27 protein-coding genes are annotated in these 25,177 nt (G+C 31.3%); 16 read left to right on the top strand and 11 right to left on the bottom strand.

Features of this window, described 5'->3' with window-relative positions; translation table 11 throughout:
- Positions 1-41 precede the first annotated feature (41 nt).
- The 3 genes from INR78_RS01750 to INR78_RS01760 are packed head-to-tail and all read left to right on the top strand — an operon-like array spanning position 42 to position 1,341.
- Positions 42-404, top strand: a complete 363-nt coding sequence (locus INR78_RS01750) for a four helix bundle protein (protein ID WP_223077225.1) — start codon at positions 42-44, stop codon at positions 402-404.
- 12 nt (positions 405-416) lie between these two features.
- Positions 417-1,043 (top strand): WbqC family protein, encoded by a 627-nt coding sequence (locus INR78_RS01755; RefSeq protein WP_223077226.1) that lies wholly within the window; start codon positions 417-419, stop codon positions 1,041-1,043.
- On the top strand, positions 1,036-1,341 hold the full coding sequence (locus INR78_RS01760) for a DUF6122 family protein (RefSeq protein WP_223077227.1): 306 nt from the start codon (positions 1,036-1,038) through the stop codon (positions 1,339-1,341). The genes INR78_RS01755 and INR78_RS01760 overlap by 8 nt, the downstream gene beginning before the upstream one ends.
- On the opposite strand, the gene INR78_RS01765 is transcribed toward INR78_RS01760, so the two are convergent.
- The 8 genes from INR78_RS01765 to INR78_RS01800 all read right to left on the bottom strand — a co-directional run bounded on the left by INR78_RS01765 (position 1,338) and on the right by INR78_RS01800 (position 7,820).
- The gene (locus tag INR78_RS01765) at positions 1,338-2,312 is read right to left on the bottom strand and encodes an endonuclease/exonuclease/phosphatase family protein (RefSeq protein WP_370632487.1); all 975 of its coding nucleotides are present in this window, start codon (positions 2,310-2,312) and stop codon (positions 1,338-1,340) included. The two genes, INR78_RS01760 and INR78_RS01765, sit on opposite strands and share 4 nt — an antisense overlap.
- 75 nt (positions 2,313-2,387) lie before the next feature.
- Entirely contained in the window at positions 2,388-3,245 is an 858-nt protein-coding gene (locus INR78_RS01770; protein ID WP_223077229.1) for a rhomboid family intramembrane serine protease, read from the bottom strand.
- The gene (locus INR78_RS01775) at positions 3,246-3,998 is read right to left on the bottom strand and encodes a rhomboid family intramembrane serine protease (RefSeq protein ID WP_223077230.1); all 753 of its coding nucleotides are present in this window, start codon (positions 3,996-3,998) and stop codon (positions 3,246-3,248) included. It abuts the gene before it with no gap.
- 3 nt (positions 3,999-4,001) lie between these two features.
- Positions 4,002-5,879 carry a DNA mismatch repair endonuclease MutL gene (gene mutL, locus INR78_RS01780; protein WP_223077231.1) on the bottom strand — a complete coding sequence of 626 codons (1,878 nt, stop codon included), beginning with the start codon at positions 5,877-5,879 and terminating at the stop codon, positions 4,002-4,004.
- 3 nt (positions 5,880-5,882) lie between these two features.
- Entirely contained in the window at positions 5,883-6,173 is a 291-nt protein-coding gene (locus tag INR78_RS01785; protein ID WP_223077232.1) for a hypothetical protein, read from the bottom strand.
- Between the two features lies 1 nt (position 6,174).
- Positions 6,175-6,393: a hypothetical protein gene (locus INR78_RS01790; RefSeq protein WP_223077233.1), complete on the bottom strand. Its 219-nt coding sequence runs from the start codon at positions 6,391-6,393 to the stop codon at positions 6,175-6,177.
- A gap of 170 nt (positions 6,394-6,563) precedes the next feature.
- Positions 6,564-7,043, bottom strand: a complete 480-nt coding sequence (gene ribH, locus INR78_RS01795) for a 6,7-dimethyl-8-ribityllumazine synthase (RefSeq protein ID WP_223077234.1) — start codon at positions 7,041-7,043, stop codon at positions 6,564-6,566.
- Between the two features lie 6 nt (positions 7,044-7,049).
- On the bottom strand, positions 7,050-7,820 hold the full coding sequence (locus tag INR78_RS01800; protein ID WP_027880674.1) for a tetratricopeptide repeat protein: 771 nt from the start codon (positions 7,818-7,820) through the stop codon (positions 7,050-7,052).
- Positions 7,821-7,953: 133 nt separating this feature from the next.
- On the opposite strand from INR78_RS01800, the gene INR78_RS01805 reads away from it, so the two are divergent.
- The 4 genes from INR78_RS01805 to INR78_RS01820 all read left to right on the top strand — a co-directional run bounded on the left by INR78_RS01805 (position 7,954) and on the right by INR78_RS01820 (position 10,056).
- A complete protein-coding gene (locus INR78_RS01805; protein ID WP_223077235.1) occupies positions 7,954-9,033 on the top strand; it encodes a DNA replication/repair protein RecF in 1,080 nt (359 codons plus the stop codon).
- A 9-nt stretch (positions 9,034-9,042) separates the two neighbouring features.
- Positions 9,043-9,456, top strand: coding sequence for a lipocalin family protein (locus INR78_RS01810; RefSeq protein WP_223077236.1), 414 nt, complete (start codon positions 9,043-9,045; stop codon positions 9,454-9,456).
- Positions 9,456-9,752, top strand: coding sequence for a DUF721 domain-containing protein (locus INR78_RS01815; RefSeq protein WP_027880677.1), 297 nt, complete (start codon positions 9,456-9,458; stop codon positions 9,750-9,752). Before INR78_RS01810 ends, INR78_RS01815 begins: the two co-directional genes overlap by 1 nt.
- A gap of 112 nt (positions 9,753-9,864) precedes the next feature.
- On the top strand, positions 9,865-10,056 hold the full coding sequence (locus INR78_RS01820) for a cold-shock protein (RefSeq protein ID WP_027880678.1): 192 nt from the start codon (positions 9,865-9,867) through the stop codon (positions 10,054-10,056).
- Between the two features lie 80 nt (positions 10,057-10,136).
- On the opposite strand, the gene INR78_RS01825 is transcribed toward INR78_RS01820, so the two are convergent.
- A complete protein-coding gene (locus INR78_RS01825) occupies positions 10,137-10,556 on the bottom strand; it encodes a nucleoside-diphosphate kinase (protein WP_027880679.1) in 420 nt (139 codons plus the stop codon).
- A gap of 131 nt (positions 10,557-10,687) precedes the next feature.
- On the opposite strand from INR78_RS01825, the gene INR78_RS01830 reads away from it, so the two are divergent.
- The 4 genes from INR78_RS01830 to INR78_RS01845 all read left to right on the top strand — a co-directional run bounded on the left by INR78_RS01830 (position 10,688) and on the right by INR78_RS01845 (position 14,829).
- Entirely contained in the window at positions 10,688-11,707 is a 1,020-nt protein-coding gene (locus tag INR78_RS01830; protein ID WP_223077237.1) for a bifunctional oligoribonuclease/PAP phosphatase NrnA, read from the top strand.
- Positions 11,697-12,245 carry a gliding motility-associated peptidyl-prolyl isomerase GldI gene (gene gldI / locus INR78_RS01835; RefSeq protein WP_223077238.1) on the top strand — a complete coding sequence of 183 codons (549 nt, stop codon included), beginning with the start codon at positions 11,697-11,699 and terminating at the stop codon, positions 12,243-12,245. The genes INR78_RS01830 and gldI overlap by 11 nt, the downstream gene beginning before the upstream one ends.
- A gap of 32 nt (positions 12,246-12,277) precedes the next feature.
- Positions 12,278-13,462 carry a peptidylprolyl isomerase gene (locus tag INR78_RS01840; protein ID WP_223077239.1) on the top strand — a complete coding sequence of 395 codons (1,185 nt, stop codon included), beginning with the start codon at positions 12,278-12,280 and terminating at the stop codon, positions 13,460-13,462.
- Positions 13,463-13,662: 200 nt separating this feature from the next.
- A complete protein-coding gene (locus INR78_RS01845) occupies positions 13,663-14,829 on the top strand; it encodes a WG repeat-containing protein (protein WP_223077240.1) in 1,167 nt (388 codons plus the stop codon).
- A gap of 130 nt (positions 14,830-14,959) precedes the next feature.
- On the opposite strand, the gene INR78_RS01850 is transcribed toward INR78_RS01845, so the two are convergent.
- On the bottom strand, positions 14,960-16,420 hold the full coding sequence (locus tag INR78_RS01850; RefSeq protein ID WP_223077241.1) for an aminoacyl-histidine dipeptidase: 1,461 nt from the start codon (positions 16,418-16,420) through the stop codon (positions 14,960-14,962).
- A gap of 282 nt (positions 16,421-16,702) precedes the next feature.
- Between INR78_RS01850 and INR78_RS01855 the strand changes: the two genes are divergently transcribed.
- The 3 genes from INR78_RS01855 to INR78_RS01865 all read left to right on the top strand — a co-directional run bounded on the left by INR78_RS01855 (position 16,703) and on the right by INR78_RS01865 (position 22,172).
- Complete coding sequence (locus INR78_RS01855) at positions 16,703-17,770, top strand: DUF3810 domain-containing protein (RefSeq protein ID WP_223077242.1); 1,068 nt, start codon at positions 16,703-16,705, stop codon at positions 17,768-17,770.
- Between the two features lie 86 nt (positions 17,771-17,856).
- On the top strand, positions 17,857-20,841 hold the full coding sequence (locus INR78_RS01860) for an amidohydrolase family protein (RefSeq protein ID WP_223077243.1): 2,985 nt from the start codon (positions 17,857-17,859) through the stop codon (positions 20,839-20,841).
- A 35-nt stretch (positions 20,842-20,876) separates the two neighbouring features.
- Positions 20,877-22,172: an amidohydrolase family protein gene (locus tag INR78_RS01865; protein ID WP_223077244.1), complete on the top strand. Its 1,296-nt coding sequence runs from the start codon at positions 20,877-20,879 to the stop codon at positions 22,170-22,172.
- A 31-nt stretch (positions 22,173-22,203) separates the two neighbouring features.
- Here the strand turns inward: INR78_RS01865 and INR78_RS01870 are convergent, their stop codons facing one another.
- Positions 22,204-23,010 carry a DUF6503 family protein gene (locus INR78_RS01870; RefSeq protein WP_223077245.1) on the bottom strand — a complete coding sequence of 269 codons (807 nt, stop codon included), beginning with the start codon at positions 23,008-23,010 and terminating at the stop codon, positions 22,204-22,206.
- Between the two features lie 79 nt (positions 23,011-23,089).
- Between INR78_RS01870 and INR78_RS01875 the strand changes: the two genes are divergently transcribed.
- Both INR78_RS01875 and INR78_RS01880 read left to right on the top strand, forming a co-directional pair.
- Positions 23,090-23,887, top strand: a complete 798-nt coding sequence (locus INR78_RS01875) for an RNA methyltransferase (protein ID WP_223077246.1) — start codon at positions 23,090-23,092, stop codon at positions 23,885-23,887.
- Between the two features lie 9 nt (positions 23,888-23,896).
- The gene (locus INR78_RS01880) at positions 23,897-25,129 is read left to right on the top strand and encodes a M48 family metallopeptidase (RefSeq protein ID WP_223077247.1); all 1,233 of its coding nucleotides are present in this window, start codon (positions 23,897-23,899) and stop codon (positions 25,127-25,129) included.
- Positions 25,130-25,177: the final 48 nt, after the last annotated feature.

Below are 25,177 nucleotides of genomic sequence, written 5' to 3' on the forward strand. Positions count from 1 at the left end.
TTATCTGTTTATTTGTCTAATCGTTAATTTGAAATTTCTTCATGTACACTTATAGTTTTGAAAAGTTGGAAGTATGGATTGAAGCTAAATCTCTAGCGAAAGAAATTTATAAATTAACTAACAACTTTCCTAAAGAGGAAAAATTTGGATTAACATCTCAATTACGCAGAGCTTCAGTATCTATTTGTTCAAATATAGCCGAAGGTTCTGCAAGAAAAACTAATAAAGACAAAGCTCATTTTACAACAATAGCTTTCAGTTCTGCTGTAGAAGTTTTAAATCAGTTAATATTAATTTACGAATTAAATTTTATCACTAAAGACACCTATTTGAAACTAAGAAAAAATATTGAAAGTATCACCAATAAATTAAATGCGTTACGCAACCATCTAATCAACAAATAAACGCATTAACAAATGAAATTACTTCTTCACCCTACATATTTCCCTAGCATTGCACAATGTGTAGCTATTGCTAAAGCTGAAGATTTAGTGTTTGAAAAACATGATAATTTTCAAAAACAAACGTACCGTAATCGTACTTACATTTATGGTGCAAATGGCAAATTACAGTTAAGCATTCCTATAATTCATAGTCATAAAAACAGACAATTATACAAAGATGTGAAAATTAGTAATTCCGAAAAATGGCAACAAATACATTGGAAAAGTCTTGAAGCTGCTTACCGTACGTCGCCTTTTTTTGAATATTATGAAGATGAATTTATTCCGCTTTTCGAAAAAAGACATGAGTTTATTTATGATTTTAATTTAAAATGTTTTGAAGTTGTATGTGATTGTCTTCAGTTAGATATGGATATTACTTATACTGAAAGTTATCAAACAAAACATGACGATTTAACAGATTTTAGATCGCTTGTTAACGCCAGAAAAGAGCCTAATTTCAACTTTGAAAACTACAGACAAGTCTTTTTTGACAAATGTGGATATATAGATAATTTAAGTATTATAGACTTACTGTTTAATGAAGGAACAAACGCTTTAACTTATTTAGAAAATCAAGAATTACCAACGCATGTATAAACCAATTATACATTACGGAATTCATTTTTTATTACCATTAATCATTGCACTTTTTCTTTTTAAAAACCAATGGAAAAAAGCCTATGTTATTATGATTTTAGGTATGCTAATCGATTTAGACCATTTATTAGCAACGCCTATTTTTGCACCTAACAGATGTAGCATTAACTTTCATCCACTTCACTCCTATTATGCTATTGCTATTTACATACTACTTCTAATCCCCAAAAAAACACGCTTAATTGGATTAGGCTTAGTTATACATATCTTGGCAGATAGTGTAGACTGTTTACTTTAGTTATCTTTTAAGCTTAATCTTGTCATTATAGGATAATGATCAGAATACTCTACATCAAAAGTCTTAAAACTATCTACTTCAAAACTTTGGTCTGCTAGAATAAAATCTATTCTTAATGGGAAAAACTTAAAATCGTAAGTGCGCCCAAAACCATTACCTTGCTCTTTAAAAGTATCTTTTAAATCGCCTTTTACTTGATTGTATATATAAGAAAAAGCAGAGTTATTAAAATCTCCAGAAATAATCATTTTGTAAGGAGAATTGGATTTATGTTTTAAAAATAATTCGGCTTGAGTTTGTTGCTTTTTAAAAGTTTCACCTATACCGTTAAATATTTTTTCTCCCTCTTCTTGAGTTAAATTTTCTGCTTTAGTATTAAGTCGTAATGATTGAAAATGTACATTATAAACTCTAACCGTATCTTTATCTTTTACAATGTCTGCAAAAATGGCATTATTAGCAGTATTAGGAAAATTAATTGATCCAGAATTAATTATTGGATATTGAGAAAAAATAGCTTGACCATATTTTGTTTTTTTACCCTCTAATTTTTCAAATTTATATTTAAAAAAAGATAAATCTACAGATTGATGTGGATGAAACTCTTGTATACACAATACATCTGGTTGCTCTTTTTTTACAAAATTAGTCAGCTTAGTTTGGATGTCTTTTTCTGCTATCCAATCGTAAAGATTAAATAGGCGTACATTATAATTCATCACAGATAGACTACTTTCTATATTTTTTTCGGAGTTTGAAAACTTATAAAAGGAACCAAACAATAGATAACCAATAGCTATAACAAGTAAAGAAAGTACGAGTTGCTTTTTGACTTTAAACAACCAATACACAAAAAATAATACGTTTAACAAAATTAAAAAAGGAACACCTAAACTTAACACAGAAAGTGTAGCAAAAGTTTTTGGAGGTACATGAGGTAAAATATAAGATAACAATAGTAGAAAAGCCACAATAGAATTGAGGAAAAAAACGATTTTTTCAAAAAATTTCAACTTTTTCATACTTTTCCTCAGTTACTTTAGTTGTTATTTTCCTGCTCTAAAAAGAAAATCTTTCTCTTCTTTAGTCAGACTATCGTAACCACTTTTACTTATTTTATCTAGAATAGTATCTATTTTTTTTTGTGTGTTTAGCTCGTTAAATTCCTTTTTATCATAACCAGCTACTTTACTTTTTCTTTTATGAACGGTTTTTAAGTTTGATTTATTATTTGGCTTAAACCAACTAGCTATATTATCCATAAAACGACCAAAACCTGCACCTATATCATTGCCTTTTTCTAGTTGTTTTGCATAAACAAAACCTAGTAAAGCTCCTCCTAAATGTGCTAAACTTCCACCTGCGTTACTACCAAACAAACCTATAATATCAAAAGCTACAAATGCTACAGCTATCCACCATAATTTTAAATTGTAAGTAAAAAATCTTATATTTTTATCGGGTAAATAAGCGCTTATAAAAATTAATAATGCACTAACGCCACCAGAAGCACCAATTAGATAAGCATTTGCTGAAAAGAAACTGGAAAAAACATTATAACCAAATAAAAAGGCTAAACCACCTACAATTATTCCTAAAAAATAAATATTAAGCGCCATTTTAGGATTGAATAAGTTCATAAATATTCTTCCTAAAAGGTATAACCAAAGCATATTAAAAATCATATGAAATAAACCAAAATGTACAAATCCATAAGTAAAGATTGTCCACGGTTTATATAACACATCATAAAAGTCGCTTTGTAGTCTTAACCATTTAAAAACACTAGGAACAATAGGATTTAATATTAACGCTAACAAAAAGACAATCACATTAATGACTATAACTTTTTCTAGCACATTAAGCCTAGCGTATTTATATTTTAATTGATCTATTTGACTCATTTATCTATCCCAACGATTTTGATTGAATTGATTTTTCTTCCAATACCACATAATAAAAAATCCGACTAAAGCACCACCAACATGAGCTAAATATGCGGTATTACTTGGACTAAAAAATGATTGTCCTGTAACGGCAGATATTACATCTAAGATAATTATCCCGGGAATAAAATATTTAGCTTTTATAGGTATTGGTAAGAAAATCATCATTAGTTCTGCGTTTGGATTCATCATACCAAATGCTGCTAAAATACCCATTATACAACCTGATGCGCCAACCATTGTACTGTTGTATGAGTTATACGCAGATTGTAATTCTGTAATCATCCCTTGAGGTACATTGTTGTAAACTCTTCCTGTGTTCATCATTTCAAAAAACTGATCTGATGTCACTCCAGAAGCCATCAACTGCTCGTAAGCAGGTAAATAATTAAAATATGCACCACCTAACTGAAACAATGCAGCTCCTAAACCTGCAGAGAAATAGATAAACAAAAATTTATTTCTTCCTAAGCGATATTCTACGGGAGAACCAAACATCCACAATGCAAACATATTAAAAAAGAGATGTCCAATACTACCGTGCATGAACATATGCGTTACTATTTGCCAAGGTTTAAAACTATCACTTGCAGGAAAATGAAGCGCAAACCATTCATAAAAAGCTTCGCCGCCACCAACAGTAACCGTTCCAATGAAAAAAATTACATTGATAATTATAAGGTGTTTTACGGTATCTGAAATTCTCATCATAACTTACATAAATTTCTTTTCAAGTTCATCAACAGTCATCGTAATAAACGTTGTTTTATTGGTCGGTGACACACTTGGTTCTTTACAAGCAAACAGCCTGTTTACTAAGTGTTCTTGCTCTGTATTTGTTAAGGTTTGTCCTGTTTTTATTGCTAAACTTTTAGCCATAGATTTTGCCAGTAAATCTGCTGCAGAAAAATGACTGTCTGGCACTTCGTTTTCTACATCACTTATTAGCTGCTCTAAAATTATAGACACTTCGCTTTCTGGAACATTAACAGGTACGCCTGTTATCACTACAATTTCATCTTTAACATGTGTAAACACAAATCCTGTAGCTTCTAAATCTTCTTGTAGTTGTTGAATTAATTGAATTTCTTGCTTAGAAAAATGTAATTCTAACGGAAATAATAACTGCTGACTTACACCTTCTTTTACAGTTATATTTTGAAGATATTCTTCATACAATACACGTTGATGAGCCTTATGCTGGTCTATAACCAACATACCTGATTTTATGGTACTTATTATAAACTTATTATTAAGCTGATAGGTAGTTTGCTTCTGCTCTACTTCATTTTCGTTTTCAAAAATTGAAGCGGTTTCTGGTTCGCTTTCAAAAGTTACTTCGCTAAAATTTGAAGCCGATTGATTGCCTTTAGATTCTAATCCAACATATAAACTTTCCCAACTTGTTCCTCTATCTTTTTTAAATGAAGGCGAAGTTGAAAATGAAGATGAAGATGAAGATGAAGACGACTTGCTAGTAACAACTTCATCTTTAAACGGATTAAAACTACTATCGACCTCAACCGAAGGTGCAGATTTTTGTTGATAATTATAAGGCGTATCTAAATTGGCATCGCGTTCAAAATCTAAAACTGGTGCAATATTAAACTGTCCCAAACTATGCTTTACTGCAGATCTTAAGATGGCGTACAATGTATGCTCATCGTCAAATTTAATCTCAGTTTTTGTTGGATGAATATTAATATCTATGGTTTGCGGATTTACCGTTAAGTTTAAAAAATAACTTGGTTGTGCACCATCTTTAAGTAAACCTTCAAACGCTGAATTTATAGCATGATTTAAATAAGCGCTTTTAATAAAACGGTTATTTACAAAGAAAAACTGCTCGTTACGACTTTTCTTGGCAAATTCTGGTTTAGCAACAAATCCAGAAATGGTTAGTACCTCTGTAGCTTCTTCTACAGGCACTAATTTTTCGTTGGTTTTAGTCCCAAAAATATTAACTATACGCTGCCTATAATTGCTTTCTGGAAGATTAAATGTTTCGCTTCCGTTATGAAACATGGAAAATGTTATGCTTGGATGCGCTAATGCCACACGATGAAACTCGTCTATAACATGACGTAATTCGACAGCATTAGACTTTAAAAAATTCCGTCGTGCAGGAATATTAAAAAACAAGTTTTTTACAGCTAACGATGTACCTTTTGGAGTAACGACTACATCTTGACTTTTAACTTCGCTGCCTTCAATTTCTATACAAGTCCCAAGCTCGTCATCCTCTTGTTTTGTTTTTAGCTCAACATGTGCAATTGCAGCGATACTTGCTAAAGCTTCACCACGAAATCCTTTAGTATTTAATTGAAATAAGTCTTCTGCATTTCGGATTTTTGATGTAGCATGACGCTCAAAACTTAATCTAGCGTCGGTTGCACTCATGCCTTTACCGTTATCGATAACTTGTATTAATGTTTTACCAGCATCTTTTACGATTAATTTTATTGTTGTTGCTCCAGCATCAATTGCGTTTTCTAAAAGCTCTTTTACGACAGATGCAGGACGTTGTACTACTTCTCCTGCAGCAATTTGATTAGCAACATGATCTGGTAATAATTGAATTATATCTGCCATGCATTATTTTTTTCTAAATATTGACAAATCAAAATCAATGATGTAAAGAAAAATTAAAACTAGGATCAAGATAATTAGAATCAATCTATAAGAAATTTCTCTATTTCCCCTGTTTCTACTTTTCTTTCTTGCATCTTTCCAATGCGAACCATAATCATTAAAATTAGTTGTATTCCTTGATTTTTCAATTTTAGAACCTATTTCATACACATTCCCTTCATCTTTGCCTTTAAAATATCGAGGCGTGTAATTAAAACGTTTATTAGGCTTTATTTTTAAAAAATTCCCTTTCACTTTATTTAATTTTTAAATCTAAGTAATACATTAAGATAGCAATAAATACTAAAAGTCCTATTAAAAGGAATAAGGTATTGCTCTTTTTTCTTCCAGAAACAGAAGGTCTTGCCTCGCTCCAACTAGATTTCATACTTTCTTTTAATTGCGAAGCAGAATCGTTGTCTTTATTAAAACGAGATTTGTAAGTAAATTTTTTATTTTTTCTTTGACCAAACAATGCTAAATGGTATTACTAGTAAAATCAAATTTACTGAAAATACTAGAGATTGCTGGTTAGAGAATGCTAAAAATTGTTAACAAAAAGGAATTGTTAGCTGCTAGCAAAATTATACAAACTATCATTGACTACACACTGAGTACTCAATACTCAATACTCAATACTAAAACCTAAGCGTTCTCCCTTAATTGTGCCATTTTTAAGGCAGCTACAGCAGCTTCTACACCTTTATTACCATGTTTACCGCCAGAACGGTCAATTGCTTGTTGCATATTATTATCTGTAAGTACACAGAAAATTACAGGTGTTTCGTGCTGTACATTTAGATCTTTAATTCCTTGTGATACAGCATCACATACAAAATCAAAATGTTTTGTCTCGCCTTGTATTACGCTACCAATTGCTATTACAACATCTACCAGTTGTTCTTGCATTTTTTTACTTCCGTAAATTAGCTCATAACTACCTGGCACATGCCAAACTACAATGTTTTCTGGTATAACACCATGTTCTAAAAGTGTGTCTTTTGCTCCTTTTAAAAGACCTTCGGTTATATTATCGTTCCATTCTGAAACAACAATCCCAAACCGAAATTGCTTTCCGTTTGGGATTGATGCTTTATCGTAAGCTGATAAATCTGTTGTTGCCATAATTTTTTATTTTGACATCGCTTGTGCTTTTCCTATAAATACTTCTGAGTTTTTTGCTTCAGGAGCATCTGGATAGTTATCTTTAATTTTGTTAAATAAGTCTAATGCTTTAGAAGTATTACCCATATTTAAAGCTGTTACACCTGCTTTATATAAAAACGTTGGTGTTGTAAATTCGTTTTGACGTAAGTTAGCTGCTTTTAAATAATAGTCTAAAGCCTGCTCTTCTTGGTTTAATTGCATAAACGCATCACCTATTGCTCCTTTAGCCATTGGCGCTAAAGCTTCGTCTTCACTTTTAAAATCGTCTAAGTAAGCAATTGCTTTTTCGTAGTCTTTTAGATTTAAGTATGCCATACCTGCATAGTAGTTTGCTAAGTTACCAGCATCTGTACCACTGTATTGATCTACGATATCTGTTAATCCTAACTTACCTTCTCCTCCACTTAAAGCTAAATTGTATAAAGAGTCTTTATTTGCTGTAGCTGTTACAGCATCATTAAAATACTTTTTTGCTTGGTACATCTCATTCATAGCAGTTGCTTGTTTTGGTTTTGCTACAAATTGTTGGTAACCTAAGTACCCTAAAACTAAAGCAGCTATAACACCAATTACTATAAAGATGTTTTTTTGATTTTTTTCTACAAACTCTTCTGCTTTGTTAGCAGACTCGTCTAAAGTATTAAAAACTTCTGCTGTTGTAGATTCTTCTTCTACTTCTATTTCTTTTTCAACTTTCGTCTTAGGTTTGTATCCTCTTTTCTTATACGTTGCCATACTTCGTTTTATTAATGCGCACAAAAATATAATTTTTCTTCATAAATAAAAGCCTATTTATTTGATATTTTTCAATAATTTGCACTTCTTATTGTGGTAACACTATTTAGCACACTTTTTTTATATTATATCCATGATTTTAAAATCACTTTCGCTTTTAAATTATAAGAATTTTGACACCAAAACTTTTGAGTTTGATGCTACTATTAATTGTCTTGTCGGTAATAATGGTGTAGGAAAAACTAATGTTTTAGATGCTATCTACCATCTTTCTTTTGGTAAAAGTTATTTTAATCCTGTGTCTTCTCAAAATATTAGACATGATGAAGATTTTTTTGTTATTAATGGCGAATATGATAAAGATAATAAAACCGAAAACATTGTTGTTAGCTTAAAAAAAGGACAAAAAAAAGTTATAAAGCGTAACACAAAAGCTTATGATAAATTTAGTGATCATATTGGCTTTTTGCCTCTTGTAATTATTTCGCCAGCAGATAGAGATTTAATAATTGAGGGCAGCGATACCAGAAGAAAATTTATTGACAGTGTAATTAGTCAAAACGATAAAAACTACTTAAGTCATTTAATAAACTACAATAAAGTATTGGCGCAACGTAATTCGTTATTAAAATATTTTGCTGCTAACCATACGTACAACCAAGACACTATTGATGTGTATAACGAACAGTTAAACACTTATGGAACAGAAATTTTTGAAAAACGTAAAGCATTTTTAAAATCTTTTGTTCCTATTTTTAAAGAACGTTATAAAGCCATTAGCGATAATAACGAAGCTATAGATTTAGATTACAAAAGCCATCTTTTTGATGATGATTTAAATACACTTTTACGCCAAAACATAAATAAAGATAAAGCCTTACAATATACAAGTGTTGGTGTACACAAAGACGATTTAATATTTAATATTGATGATCATCCTATAAAAAAATTCGGAAGTCAAGGACAGCAAAAATCTTTTTTAATTGCATTAAAACTTGCCCAATTTGATAGTATAAAAGCCGAAAGTGGTAGTAATCCAATATTACTTTTAGATGATATTTTTGATAAATTAGACGAAACTAGAGTTGCTCAAATTATTAAGCTAGTTGATGACGAAAATTTTGGTCAGATTTTTATAAGTGATACACATGCAGATCGTACAGAAAATGTAGTAAAACAAGTACATCAAAGCTATAAAATATTTAAACTATAATTTTTAATAATGAAAAAATTAATCTTTATATTCATTTTAGCAATCTTTAGTTGCTCTAAAGACAAAACAGAATTCACCAATAATTTAGAAGGTTATTGGGAAATAAAAGAAGTAAAACTAAATAATGGAGTAGAAAAACAATATACTGTTAACAAAACTATTGATTATATAGAAATCACATCAGACTCTTCTGGATTTAGAAAAAAAATGAAACCTGAGTTTGATGGTACTTTTAAAACTTCAAAAAACTCAGAAACTTTCACTTTCAAAATAGAAAACGACAGTTTTAACTTACATTACAAAACACCATACCATAACTGGAAAGAAACTATTTTAGATATTTCTAAAGATGAAATGAAAGTAATAAACCAAAGCAAAGACGTATATTTATATAAACGTTACACACCAATAAACATTCAATAATGGCCAAACGAAATAACGATATATTAAACCTACAAGATGTCCTAAAAGAATTTGTTACAGAAAATAAGCTAGAAACTGGTTTAGACAAAGTACAAGTTAGAGAAGCCTGGATAAAACTTATGGGTAATGGTATTAACAACTACACTACAAATATTCAATTAAAAAGAGACACACTATATATACAATTAAGCTCTAGTGCCTTAAGAGAAGAACTAAGCTACGGAAAAGAAAAAATCATAAACCTAATTAATGAAGAGCTAGGTAAAAATATAGTTAACAAAATAGTACTCAGATAATTGAAAAATTTTTATCGTTTTTTTTATTTTTTTGAAAAATTTGAAAAATAACGTTGAGTTAATATTATAAACTCTATCTTTGACACATTATTAACAAATTTTTTTTATTACAATGGCTCAAGGCACAGTAAAATTTTTCAATGATTCTAAAGGTTATGGTTTTATAACTGAAGAAGGATCTAACAAAGACCATTTCGTTCACATCTCAGGTCTAATTGACGAAGTTAGAGAAGGAGATGAAGTAGAATTTGATCTACAAGAAGGACGTAAAGGTATGAACGCAGTAAATGTAAAAGTAGTATAATATATATTTTCTATTTAAACGATTACAAAAAAAGCCTTTCTAATTTAGAAAGGCTTTTTTAGTTATATATGTTTTATTATTTAAAACATTTCTCTTCCAGAAAAATGAAAAGCACCTTCAATAGCTGCGTTCTCATCACTATCACTACCATGTACTGCATTTTCTCCTATAGACTCTGCGTACATTTTTCTAATAGTTCCTTCTGCAGCTTCTGCTGGATTAGTAGCACCTATTAAAGTTCTAAAGTCTTCTACTGCGTTATCTTTTTCTAAAATAGCAGCTACAATAGGACCACGTGTCATATACTCTACTAACTCACCAAAGAAAGGTCTTTCTTTGTGTATAGCATAAAATGCTTCTGCATCTTGCTTAGTCATGTGTGTTAATTTCATTGCTACGATTCTAAATCCTGAAGCATTAATTTTTTCTAAAATTGCGCCAATGTGTCCTTTTTCTACAGCATCTGGCTTAAGCATTGTAAATGTTCTATTAGTTGCCATTTTATTGTTTTAGTTTAATTTCAACTTATTATAACACAGCTATATTTAGCTTGTTAATTTTGTGCAAAAGTAAGGCATTTATTAAGAAAAACAATAAATTCAATTATTAAAAAATTGTATATTCGTGCGCTATGACAAAACATGAAATTTCAGATATTAAATCGCTATTAGCTTCACCTAAAAAAATAGTAATTGTTACTCATAAAAACCCGGACGGAGACGCTATTGGATCTAGCTTAGCCTTATTTCATTATTTAACAAAAATCAATCATTCTGTAACAGTTATTACACCTAATGATTATCCTGATTTTTTAAAATGGGTTCCTGGTCAGGATTTAATTTTAAAGTTTGACTCACAAAACAGTCAATCTTTAGAAGCGTTAAGCAATGCAGATATTGTTTTTACTTTAGATTTTAATGCCTTTCATAGAGCTGGAGATATGGAAAATACGCTTGCAGAAAATGAGTCATTAAAAATTATGATAGATCATCATCAACAACCAGATCCGTACGCAAAATATACATATAGTGATGTAAGTATGAGTTCTACCTGCGAGATGATTTATAATTTTATTGAAATGTTAGGCGACTTAGACCATTTAGATAGCAATATGGCAACCGCTATTTATTTAGGTATAATGACAGATACTGGTTCTTTTAGGTTTAACTCAACAACTAGTAGAACACATCGCGTTATAGCAGATTTGATTGATAAAGGTGCTCAAAATACTTTTATTCATAATCAAGTATACGATACTAATAGTTACAACCGTTTGCAACTTTTAGGCTGTGCTTTAAGTAACCTAAAGGTATTGCCAGAGTATAGAGCTGCATACATCACTTTAACTCTTAAAGAGCTTCAAAAATTTGATTACAAAAAAGGCGATACAGAAGGTTTTGTAAATTACGCTTTATCATTAAATAATATTGTTTTAGCTGCTATTTTTATAGAAGACGCACAACAAAATATCGTAAAGATTTCTTTACGCTCTAAAGGAGATTTCTCTGTAAATTTATTGTCTAGATCTCATTTTGAAGGTGGCGGACATACTAATGCTGCAGGCGGAAAAAGTGATTTACCAATTAAAGAAACTGTTGAAAAATTTATTAGTATATTACCACAATACAAATCGGCATTAAATGAAGCTTAATCTTTATATATTTATCTTTTTTGGACTGCTTATTACAGCTTGCAAAAGTCCTGAAGCGCGCAAACCAATTACTGTGTCTTCTGGAAGTTTTATAGACCAATCTGTTGCACGTAATAAAGCTTTAAACCAAAAAGAAATTAAAAAAATAGAAACCATAATAGCCAATCAACCTGATAAAGAATTTAAAAATTCAGGAAACGGTTTTTGGTACTATTACAATACAAAAGTTGAAAATGACAGTTTACAAACACCTGGTTTTGGCGATATAATTAACTTCAATTACAATGTAAAAACCTTAGATAGCGATGTAATTTACACTAAAGAAGAAATAAAAACACAAAACTATGCTATGGACCAAGAAGAACTTTTTACTGGTCTTCGCGAAGGTTTAAAACTTTTAAAAGAAGGAGAAACTGCTACATTTTTATTCCCTTCGCAAAAAGCATATGGTTATTATGGAGACGAACGCAAAATAGGTATTAACACACCAATTATGTGTCAAGTAACCGTAAATAAAATCACTAAAAATCAAGACTAAACCAAATAACAATGAACCTAATAAAAAAACAAATGAAATTTTTACTTATCGCTTTTATTGCCAGCTTTTCGGCAATGTCGTGTCAAGACAAATATCCTGATTTACCAGACGGACTTTACGCCGAGTTTAAGACCAACAAAGGTACTATGGTTGCAAAATTATTTTATGACAAAGTACCTGTTACAGTTGCTAACTTTGTAGGTCTTGCTGAAGGAACTCATCCAAAATTAGCAGATTCTTTAAAAGGAAAACCATTTTATAATGGTATTACTTTTCATAGAGTTATGGACAAATTTATGATACAAGGTGGCGACCCAACAGGAACTGGTATGGGAAGCGCAGGTTTTAAATTTTATAGCGAATTTGATACAAGCCTAAGTCACGATAAAGCAGGTATTTTATCTATGGCTAACTCTGGTGGATTAAACACAAATGGTAGCCAATTTTTTATTACCGAAGTACCAAAAACTAATCTAGATGCTTTTTATGCAGATGGAAGTTTTAAAAACTGTAACATGCCAGGAACAAGCTGTCATGCAGTGTTTGGAGAATTAGTAAAAGGAATAGAAGTACAAGACACCATATCTAATGTAAAAACAGTACAAACAAAACCTGTAGATCCTGTTATTATTGAAGAATTAAATATTGTAAGAAAAGGTGCCGACGCAAAAGCATTTGACGCAGCAAAAGTATTTACAGAAAAAGAACCTTTATTACCTCAACGCTTAGAAGAACAACAGGCTGCTATGCAAGAAAAAATTAAAGAGCAAGCAAAAATAGCTGGTAAAGCCTTTATCGAGAAAAATAAAGATATGGAAGGTGAAGTTATAGAGTCGCCTACTGGATTAGTGATGATTTTAAACAAAGCCAAAGATGGCGTAACACCAAAAAGCACCGATAATGTCTTAATACAAAGTACAGGTTACTTTGAAAACGGAAACTTATTTTATACCACAGATGCAGAAGTAGCAAAAGCAACAAACACCTATAACGAACAAGCAGATAAAGCTGGTGCATATGAGCCTTTCCCTATGATTTATAACGAGTCTGCTACGCTTGTACCAGGTTTTAGAGAAGCTATGCTAAAAATGAACATTGGCGATAAAGCCCGTATTTTTGTACCAAGTTATTTAGGGTACGGACCAAACGGACGCGCACCACGTATACCACCAAATGCTAATTTAGTTTTTGATTTAGAAATTGTTGGTATTAAATAACATCACAAAAAAACATAAAATAGAAAACCACCTTTTCAGGTAGTTTTTTTATAAATATACGTAGCTACGTATAGATTTTCTTACATTAAAACACTAACTTCGTTTAACAATCGATAACGCGAATTGGAAACTCGCTTTATCTTTACATTAGCCACAATTTGATACAACGATTAAAATACATATTCATTCTATTAACTTTCATGATTTATTCTTGTAGTTCGCCTTTATTTATTACAAATAATAATATAGAGCTATATAAAATAATTGAAGATGACAAAATCGGTTATATTGACCAAAAAGGTAAATTAAGAATAAAAGCTGAATTTGAAAGATGCAGTAGTAATTTCGATTATAACTTTTGCACTGAAGATTTTTATGCAGGTGAATTAGCGATAATTAAATTAAATTCAAAATTTGGTCTAATAAACCAAAAAGGAGAAATTGTTCTTGAACCAACTTTCGACGTATTAGAATGGACAGTTGAACCTCATAATTTTATAGCAAAAAAAGGCAATAAATATGGGGTTATAAATAGCAAAGGTGAAACTATACTTCCTTTCATTTTCGATTCGAGATACTTTTTAATTCAAAATGAGATATTCCATAATTCAATAGACGGTCAAAACTATTATTATAATCCTAAAACTGGTAAAAAAACAAAATCAGAATATGATTATAGTACACCATTCACTTTTAAGTATTCTGTTGTTCAAAAAAACGGAAAGTATGGACTAATCAACAAAAAATTAGAAACGGTAATTAAACCAAAATATGACAAATTAGGCAATTACAGGAATGGATTGATTAATGCAAAAATTGGAAATAAGTGGGTTTTTATAAATAAGGAAAATAAAGTTGTTATTGATGACAATTTTGAATTCGCATCAAGTTTTCAGAATGGAATAGCAACAGTAAAAAAAAATAAATATGGAGCTATAGATTCATTAGGAAATATTTTAATTCCTTTTAAATATGAATATTTAAGTTATGAAGGCAATGATCCTAAAGGAATACCAGTTTTTCAATTTAGTAATAAAGAAAATTACTTTTCTTATGACTCAAAAAATGGTTTGATAAACATTAAAAGAGACACTATACTAGAACCTAAATATTCTGATATTTTCTATTTAGAAGATATAGCTCAAGTAAGCAGCGAATCTGGCGTTGGTATTATTGATATAAAAAAAAATAAGATAATTATACCTATGGTATTTGACTCAGTAAATTTTTATGAGTTCGGACTTTCTATTGTTTTCTATAGTGATGATGTAGGAAATGAATATTTCGGATATATTAATAGTAGAAAAAAAATTATTTGGGCTCAAAATAAAGAACTCTTATTAAAAAAATTAAAAAACAGTGGCTAACAATAGCTATAAATAATTGCTAGTTCTCGCCAACTTCTGAAAATCTTCACAGATTTTTAATTTAGTATTATTTATAAAAAACATAAAAAAGCCCAGCAAAACTGGGCTTTTTTTATTATTATCTACTTCCCTATTTCTTTGGGATGTCTTTTAAAATTTCTAACACAAATTTCCAATATTTTTGTGCAGAGCTAATTTGTGCACGCTCATCTGGGCTATGCGCACCTTTAATATTTGGTCCAAAACTAATCATTTCCATATCTGGATAATTTTGTCCTAAAATACCACATTCTAAACCTGCGTGGCAAGCAGCAACGTGTGGCTTTTCGTTATTTAAACGCTCGTAAACATTGGTGACCACTTTTAAGATAGATGCATCCATATTTGGTGTCCAACCTGGATAATCTCCAGAAAACTCTACTTCGCAACCTGTTAATTCAAACGTTGCGCGTAAAGTATTGGCTAAATCTAACTTAGAACTCTCTACAGAGCTTCGTGTTAAACACGCAATTTCTATTTCGCCATCTTTTATAGTTACTCGCGCTATATTGTTAGAGGTTTCTACTAATTCTGGTATATCTGCACTCATACGATATACGCCATTTAAAGCCGCATAAATTGCTCTTGTTACACCTTCTTGCACACCTAAATCCATAATTTTTTCTGGCGTCTCAGTTTTAGTGACCAAAATCTCTAAATCTGGCTCCATGGTTTTAAGTTCCTTCTTTATGGTATTGGCTTGCTCTTTCATTTCTGCTAAAAAAGCGTCTTCATGTATAGCATCTATTGCAATAATAGCTTTGCTCTCGCGTGGTATAGCGTTACGTAAACTTCCGCCTTCTATTTGAGATATACGTAAACCAAAGTTTTCAAAACCGTCAAATAACACACGGTTCATAATTTTATTGGCGTTACCTAAACCTTCGTGTATTTGCATTCCTGAATGTCCTCCTTGTAATCCTTTTACCTCAACTTGATAACCGGTTTTAAATTCTGGTGTTTCTTCTTCATCATAAGTACGTCTTGCAGTAACATCTACGCCACCAGCACAACCAACACCAATTTCGTCATCTTCTTCGGTGTCTAAATTCAATAAAATATCACCAGTTAATAATCCGCCTTTTAATCCCATTGCACCAGTCATACCGGTTTCTTCATCAATGGTAAATAAAGCTTCTATTGCTGGATGTGGTATATCTGTACTTTCTAAAATAGCCATAATGGTGGCAACACCTAAACCGTTATCTGCACCAAGTGTTGTTCCTTTTGCTTTTACCCAATCACCATCTACATACATGTCTATTCCTTGTGTATCAAAATCAAAAACGGTATCGTTATTTTTTTGATGTACCATATCTAAATGCGATTGCATTACAATGGTTACACGATCTTCCATTCCTGCTGTTGCTGGCTTTTTGATGATTACGTTTCCTACTTCGTCTTCTATAGTTTCTAAACCTAGCTTAGCTCCAAAATCTTTCATAAATTTTATAACGCGCTCTTCTTTTTTAGAAGGTCTTGGTACAGCGTTTAAATCGGCAAATTTATTCCATAATGCTTTAGGCTCTAAGGCTCTTACGTCTTGACTCATATTTTTATTTTTATTGAAACACAAAAGTACAAAATGCACTATGGATTAATTACTTTTTTAAGTTGAAATTATGAGATTCTTCGCTACGATCTAAATGACAAGAGAAACCTTTTAAATAATCACTAACCTTAGTCGCTACTCCTGATGGAAGTGGCATCCTTTTTTAATTGGTCACTGAGCGTAGTCGAAGTGATCAAATAAAAAAGATATAACGGACAGCAGGAACCAACCTTTTAAAAAAACCTGAACGATTGGTCCTAATTTTAATTATTTTTGAAGTCTATGCGAAAACACACCAAATTAATTTTAACGGGATTAATTGTACCTACTTACATTTTGGTGCAACTAGCCAAACGTTTTCCTGAATTTATAGACCGTTATTACAGCGATGGTTTATATCCGTTTTTATCTAAATTCTTTAGATATGTTTTGGGTTGGCTACCGTTTAGTTTTGGAGATTTTGTTTATGGCGTTGGCTTAATCTTAATACTTAGATGGTTAGTTTTAAATAGAAAACGCATTTATAAAGACACCGTAAAATGGTTGTTAGATGTCGGCGCTGTTTTGGGTGTTGTGTATTTTGCGTTTCATTTACTTTGGGGATTTAATTATTATCGTAATCCTTTACACAAAAACTTAGGTTTGGAGGACGACTACAGTTCAAAACAACTACTTTCGGTCACCAAAAAACTTATTGAAAAATCCAACAGTTTACAGTTGCAACTTGCTAAAAACGACACTGTAAAAGTTATTTTACCTTACACTAAAACAGAAATTTTAAAACAAACTCCAAATGGTTATAAAGTGTTGGAGAAAGAATTTCCGCATTTAGAATACCATCCAAAAAGTTTAAAAACATCGATATTTAGTTTACCACTAACTTATATGGGTTTTAGCGGATATTTGAATCCACTAACTAACGAAGCGCAAGTAGATTATTTAATTCCGGAGTATAAATTCCCAACTACTTCTGCACACGAAATTGCACACCAATTAGGTTATGCTTTAGAAAACGAAGCTAATTTTATGGGCTTTTTAGCATCTGTAAACAATCCAGATATTTATTTTAAATATTGCGGTTACACCTTTGGATTAAGACACTGCTTAAGAGAAGTCTATAAACGTAATCCTGATACTTATTTTGAATTGGTTGATACTATAAACCCAGGTATTATCAAAAACTATCAAGAAGTTCAAGACTTTTGGAATGACTATAAAAACCCATCAGAAATTTTCTTTAAAAGTACGTACACTACTTACCTAAAAGCCAATAACCAAGCAAAAGGTATGGAAAGCTACAGCTATGTAGTGGCATTACTAGTAAATTACCTACAAAATAAAACACTTTAAAAAAGTTAAAATTTTACCCTTGATTTTGAATGGGTTGCTTTAAGACTTATCTTTAGTCTCTTTAAGACTTTAAACTAACTAATCTTATGAGAAAAATCCTAAGCTTTTTAGGACTATTGTTGTGTAGTTATTCTTTTGCACAAGAGTATATTCCTAAAAATGACGGTGTAAAAACTAACACCTCTAATTACACAGCATTTACAAATGCTAAAATTTACATTACTCCAACGCAAGTTGTTAATAATGCCACACTTTTAATAAAAGATGGAAAAGTAGTTGCTAGTGGTAATAATGTATCTGTCCCAAAAAATGCAGTAACAGTAGATTTAAGTGGTAAAACTATTTATCCTTCATTTATAGAAACTTACAGCGATTTTGGAATGAAACCTGTTGAAAACGCTTCAAGCAATAGACGATCACCTCAATACGATGCAAGTCGCGATGGTTTTTATTGGAACGACCATATAAGACCAGACCAAAACGCATTAGACTTTTTTGACTTTGATAGTAAAAAAGCAGAAAAGCTTAGAAAAGCTGGTTTTGGTGTTGTTAATTCTCACATTGATGACGGAATTATCCAAGGTACTGGCGTATTGGTTACATTAGCGCCAGAAGGTAGTGATGCTACAAGATTATTAGACGAAAAACTAGGTCAGTTTTACGGTACTTCAAAAAGTAAAACCTCACGTCAAATGTACCCAACATCTTTAATGGGTACTATGGCATTATTAAGACAAGTAAATCTTGACGCAGATTGGTACGCAAAAGGAAATATAAATGAGAAAGATCGCGCTTTAGAAGCCTTTAATGCTAATAGAAATGAAATTCAAATTCTAAATGCTTCTAGCAAAGAAAATGTACTTCGTTTTGATAAAATCGGCGATCAATTTAATACTCAATATGTTTTTGTTGCTGGCGGTGATGAATACGAATGGATTAAAGACATCAAAGCGACAAACGCACAGTTTATCGTACCTGTAAATTTTCCAGATGCATATGACATGGAAGATCCATTAATGGCTAGTTCTGTTAGTTTAGCAGATTTAAAAGCATGGAATCAAGCACCTTCAAACCCTAAAATATTAGCAGATAACAATATTACTTTTGCTTTTACAACTCACGATTTAAAAGATGAAAAAGACTTATTAACTAATCTTCAAAAAGCTATAGAATATGGTTTAGATAAAACTAAAGCATTAGAAGCTTTAACAACTATTCCTGCTCAAATCATAGGCAAATCTACTCAATTAGGTCATTTAAAAACTGGTGCTTATGCTAACTTTTTAATCACTTCCGGAGATATTTTTGATAAAGAAACAACCATTTATCAAAACTGGGTAACTGGTGTTAAAGATGAAATAACACCAATGGACATCAAAGACTTGCGTGGAGATTACACCTTTAAATTAAACAATACCGATTACGAGTTATCAATCTCTGGAGATATAGAAAAACTGAAGTCTAAAGTAAAAACTGAAAATAAAGAGTTAGGTTCTAAAATTAACTTTTCTGACGAATGGTTAACGCTAACTTTTTCTACAATTGACACTACAAAACAAGAGTTTGTAAGAGTTGTTTCAAAAATTTCAGATTCAGAAAACATAAAAGGAAAAGCAATTTTCCCTAACGGAAAAGAATTTGCTTTCAACGCTACTAAAAAAGCTTCAGAAAAAACTGAAGAGAAAAAAAGCGATAAAGACGAAGATAAAGAGAGTGAAACTCCAAAACTATTCCCTGTTACTTATCCTAACATGGCTTACGGTTTTACTAGCCTACCTCAACAAGAAACTATTTTATTTAAAAACGCAACGGTTTGGACTAATGAAGCCGAAGGTATTTTAGAACAAACAGACGTTTTAATTAAAAGCGGAAAAATTTCTAAAATTGGTAAAAATCTTAGTGCTGGTAATGCTACAATTGTAGATGCAACTGGTAAACATTTAACGTCTGGAATTATTGACGAACATTCGCATATTGCAACTGCAAGCGTCAATGAAGCTGGCCATAATAGCACAGCAGAAGTAAGCATAGAAGACGTTTTAGATGCAGAAGACATTAACATTTACCGCAACCTTTCTGGTGGAGTTACTTCAATCCAAGTACTTCACGGATCTGCAAATCCAATTGGCGGTCGTTCGGCAATTATTAAATTAAAATGGGGAGAAACTCCTGAAAACTTAATTTACACAAATACTCCAAAATTTATCAAGTTTGCTTTAGGTGAAAACGTAAAGCAAAGTAATTGGGGCGATTATTCTAAAAACCGTTTTCCACAAACCAGAATGGGTGTAGAACAAGTTTACATGGATTATTTCCAAAGAGCAAAAGAATATGATGCATTAAAGAAAAGCGGTAAACCATATAGAAAAGATATTGAGTTAGAAACTATTGCCGAGATTTTAAATAAAGAACGTTTCATTTCTTGTCACTCTTACGTACAAAGTGAAATTAATATGCTAATGAAAGTTGCAGAACAATTCAACTTCAACATTAATACTTTTACACATATTTTAGAAGGTTACAAAGTAGCAGATAAAATGGTAGAACACGGTGTTGGCGGATCTACGTTTAGTGATTGGTGGGCATATAAATATGAGGTTAACGATGCTATTCCTTTTAACGCACCAATCATGCACAATGCAGGTGTAACGGTTGCTATTAATAGTGATGATGCGGAAATGTCTAGACGCTTAAACCAAGAAGCTGCAAAAAGTGTAAAATACGGAGATATTAGCGAAGAAGACGCTTGGAAGTTCGTGACTTTAAACCCAGCAAAATTATTACATATTGATGATCGTGTAGGAAGTATAAAAGTAGGAAAGGATGCAGATGTGGTTTTATGGTCAGATCATCCATTATCTATTTATGCTAAAGCAGAAAAAACAATTATTGACGGTACAGTTTATTTTGATATAGAACGTGATGCACAACTTCGTGAAGCAATGGAGAAAGAAAAAAATGAATTAACCACTATGATGCTTCAAGCAAAACACAAAGGGTTAAAGACAAAACCAATAGAGAAAAAAGAAAAAGAATTATTACACTGTGACTCTGTAGAACATCAGTTTTAAAAAAGGACAACGTGTATAATCAAAACGTATAAAAAATGAAAAAACTAAATATATTAATCCTAACACTTTTGGTGAGTCTTTATGGTTTAGCACAGCAAACACCAGCACCAAAACAAACAAATGCTTACTCTATAGAAGGTGCTACCTTGCATATGGGTAACGGTAATGTGATTAAAAATTCTTTAATCATGTTTGACAACGGAAAAATTACTTTTGTTGGTAGTGCTATGATGAAAATAGCTAGACAAGGCGAAATAATAGACGCAAAAGGCAAACATGTATATCCTGGTTTTATTGCTCCTAATTCTACTTTAGGTTTAGTAGAAGTAGATGCTGTAAGAGCTAGTGATGATGAAGATGAAATCGGAGCTATGAATCCGCATGTAAGAAGTATTATTGCATATAATACCGAATCTAAAGTTGTAGAGTCTATGCGTCCAAACGGCGTTTTAATGGCACAAATTACACCACGTGGTGGACGTATTTCTGGAACGTCAAGCATTGTACAATTAGATGCTTGGAATTGGGAAGATGCGATAATAAAAGAAGATGATGGTATTCATTTAAATTGGCCAAGAGCATATTCGCGCGGTCGTTGGTGGTTAGGAGAACCAATGGTTTTAACCGAAAACAAAAATTACAGTAAAGAAGTAGACGAATTAAAAAACTATTTTGCAGAAAACAAAGCATATCAAGCGGGTAATACATCTCCCAAAAATATTCCTTTTGATGCTTTACAAGGATTAATAAATGGTAATAAAACGCTTTTTGTACATGTAGATAACGAAAAAGGAATTACAGACGCCATCAATTTCGCGAAAGCGCAAAACATAAAAAACATGGTAATTGTTGGTGGATACGAAGCTAATAAAGTAACCGAATTATTAAAAGAAAATAATATTCCTGTATTATTACAACGCGTACATTCGTTACCAAACAACACAGATGATGATTACGATTTACCATTTAAATTAGCTACAGAATTAGTTAATGCTGGCGTTTTAGTTGGTTTAGAAAATGCTGGTGATATGGAACGTATGAACACCAGAAATTTACCATTTTTAGCAGGTACAACAGTTGCTTACGGATTAACTAAAGAACAAGCTTTAAGTTTAATCACTTACAATACAGCAAAGATTTTAGGAGTTGATGATACTGTTGGATCTTTAGAAGTTGGTAAAGACGCAACCTTATTTATTAGTGAAGGTGATGCTTTAGATATGCGCACCAACAAACTTACAAAAGCTTTTATACAAGGTAGAGACATAAGTCTTGAAACACATCAAACAAAATTAGCCAAACGCTATTCAGAAAAATATAAAAACCAATAACAAAAAAAGCGAGCATTTAGCTCGCTTTTTTTTATTCTACAATTGTAGCATTTTCTGGTGCTTTAAAAGTTGTTTTAGGAACCGCTTGTTTTGTTAATTTAACGTCTATAAATTCTGTTGTTCCCATTGGTTCTGTTGGCAAATTATTTTTGTATTTGTAACGCACCATTTCTGCAGGTAATAAGATACCATTTACATCTTGCCAATTGCTATATTTTCTAAAATGTAATTCTTTAGTATCTATATTAGGAATGAAGTTTACGGTATATCCTAACCATTCCATTACGTAAGTTTCTGGATTATAATACACAATATATTGGTCTTCTGGTGTTTCTCCTACTCCATTTTCATAAGTAAATTTAATACCAGGATATGTTTTTCCTTCAAAGGTTAATGGTTCTGCATAGCTAATATTAATACCATCATCTCCAAATACAAAAGGCATTGCATAAAAGTAAAACATCAAATTATAATAATATTTTGGGTCGTAACCTTTGTACTCGCCTTCTTTATTATTTACATACCAAGTTTTTGCACCATCATGTCCAATCACAAAATCAGGATGTGTTATTAAAGCTTCTCTAGTTTTTAAGTTAGTTAAGGTTACTTCATTTCCGTTAGGTTTTGGCATTGTAAATTCTAAGGATTTCATTTGGTTCCAAAGGTCAATTCCTCCATGCGCATCAAAAATTTTAGTTAATGTTTCTGAATAAATTGAAGTTGTAACATCTAATTCTTCTTTTTTGTAATCAGTAGTAATCTCAGTTTCTTTTTTTGTTTGTTCTTTACAGTTAAAAAGAAAAACAGCTAAAGTGATTAGTAATAAAAAATTTTTCATGTTTAAGGTTTATCGTTATAATTAGTACTAGGTCGTTATATTGTTACAATACTTACATTTTTTAAATTACTTTTGTGTTATGAGTTATAAACAAATTTCTAGCACACAAAACCAACTAATAAAACAGATCGTTTTATTAAAAGAAAAATCTAGAGAACGTCGTAAAACAAACCTGTTTATTGTTGAAGGTTTACGCGAAATACATTTGGCTTTACAAGGACATTACGATATAGAAACCCTTTTGTTTTATCCTGAAATTTGCCCACAAGACAGTTTACCTAAACTAAATAGTTCTACTCAAGTCATTGAAATCTCTAAAGACGTTTATCAAAAAATAGCGCATAGAGATACCACTGAAGGTATTGTAGCGATTGCTAAAAGTAAATCGCATCAATTAGACAACTTGAAACTAAACAATAAAAATCCATTAATTTTAATTGCAGAAGCGCCAGAAAAACCTGGAAACATTGGTGCGCTATTACGTACTGCAGATGCTGCAAACGTAGATGCTTTTATTTTAGCAAATCCTAAAACCGATTTGTACAATCCAAACATTATTAGATCTAGTGTTGGTTGCTTGTTTACTAATACCATTGCGACTGGTAATACAGAAGATATTATCGCATTTTTAAAGTCGAATAACATTAATATTTATAGTGCCATTTTGCAAGATGCAGCATATTACCATCAACAAGATTTCACTAAAGCCAGTGCTATTGTTGTTGGAACAGAAGCAGATGGATTAAGTCAGGCTTGGCGCGATGCTTCAACACAAAACATCATTATCCCAATGAGTGGAAAAATTGACTCTATGAATGTTTCTGTTGCTGCTGGGATTTTAGTTTTTGAGGCTAAAAGACAAAGAGATTTTATTTAAAATATTATCATGAATCACACTACCCTATTCTATATCATCATCGCCATTATAAGCATTAATTTTATTATTGATAAAATTTTAGATGCGCTTAACGCGAAACATTATAAAGACCAATTACCTGAAGAGTTACAAGATGTTTATGATGAAGACGAGTATAAAAAATCACAACGCTACAAAGCTACTAACTATCGTTTTGGGATATTAACGTCTACATTTTCTTTTGTGCTAACGTTAGCATTTTTCTTTTTAGACGGTTTTGCTTTTGTTGACCAATTAGCTAGACAAATTACAGACCATAATATTTTGGTAACGCTTATCTTTTTTGGAATCATAATGATAGGTAGTGATATTTTGACCACGCCATTTTCTTATTACAAAACCTTTGTGATAGAAGAACAATTTGGGTTTAATAAAACCACAAAAACCACCTTTATTTTAGACAAAATTAAAGGTTGGTTAATGACTATAATTGTTGGCGGAATCATACTAGGCATCATCACATGGTTTTATCACACGACTAAAGATCTGTTCTGGATTTATGCTTGGATTTTAGTATCAGTTTTTACCATTTTTATCAACCTATTTTATTCGCGATTAATTGTTCCTATTTTTAACAAACAAACACCTTTAGAAGACGGAAGTTTGCGTAATTCAATTTCCAAATATGCTGAAAGTGTTGGCTTTAACCTAGATAAGATTTTTATCATTGATGGTTCAAAACGAAGCACAAAAGCCAATGCCTATTTTTCTGGTTTTGGAAATGAAAAACGTGTGACACTTTACGATACTTTAGTTAATGATTTAGACGAAGATGAAATCGTTGCAGTATTAGCACACGAAGTTGGTCATTACAAGAAAAAGCACATTATTTTCAATTTAATTTCTTCTATTTTATTAACTGGTTTCACCCTTTTTATATTGTCGCTATTAATAGATAATCCGTTATTATCTGAAGCTTTAGGTGTAAAAGAAACAAGCTTTCATATCGGGTTAATTGCATTTGGTATTTTATACAGTCCGCTTTCTGAAATCACAGGATTAATCATGAATTGGTTTTCTAGAAAGTTTGAATACCAAGCAGATGACTACGCAAAAAACACCTACAAAGCAGAGCCTTTAATAACTTCACTTAAAAAATTATCTAAAAATAGTCTTAGTAATTTAACACCTCATCCTGCGTACGTGTTTATGCATTATTCGCATCCAACATTGTTAGAAAGAATTAAGAATTTAAAACAGTAACCCAATTTTGATAAAAATTACCTATCTTCAAAACTTCATTTTAAAAAA

Source organism: Mesoflavibacter sp. SCSIO 43206 (assembly GCF_019904215.1).
In the GTDB taxonomy this organism is placed as follows: Bacteria; Bacteroidota; Bacteroidia; order Flavobacteriales; family Flavobacteriaceae; genus Mesoflavibacter; species Mesoflavibacter zeaxanthinifaciens.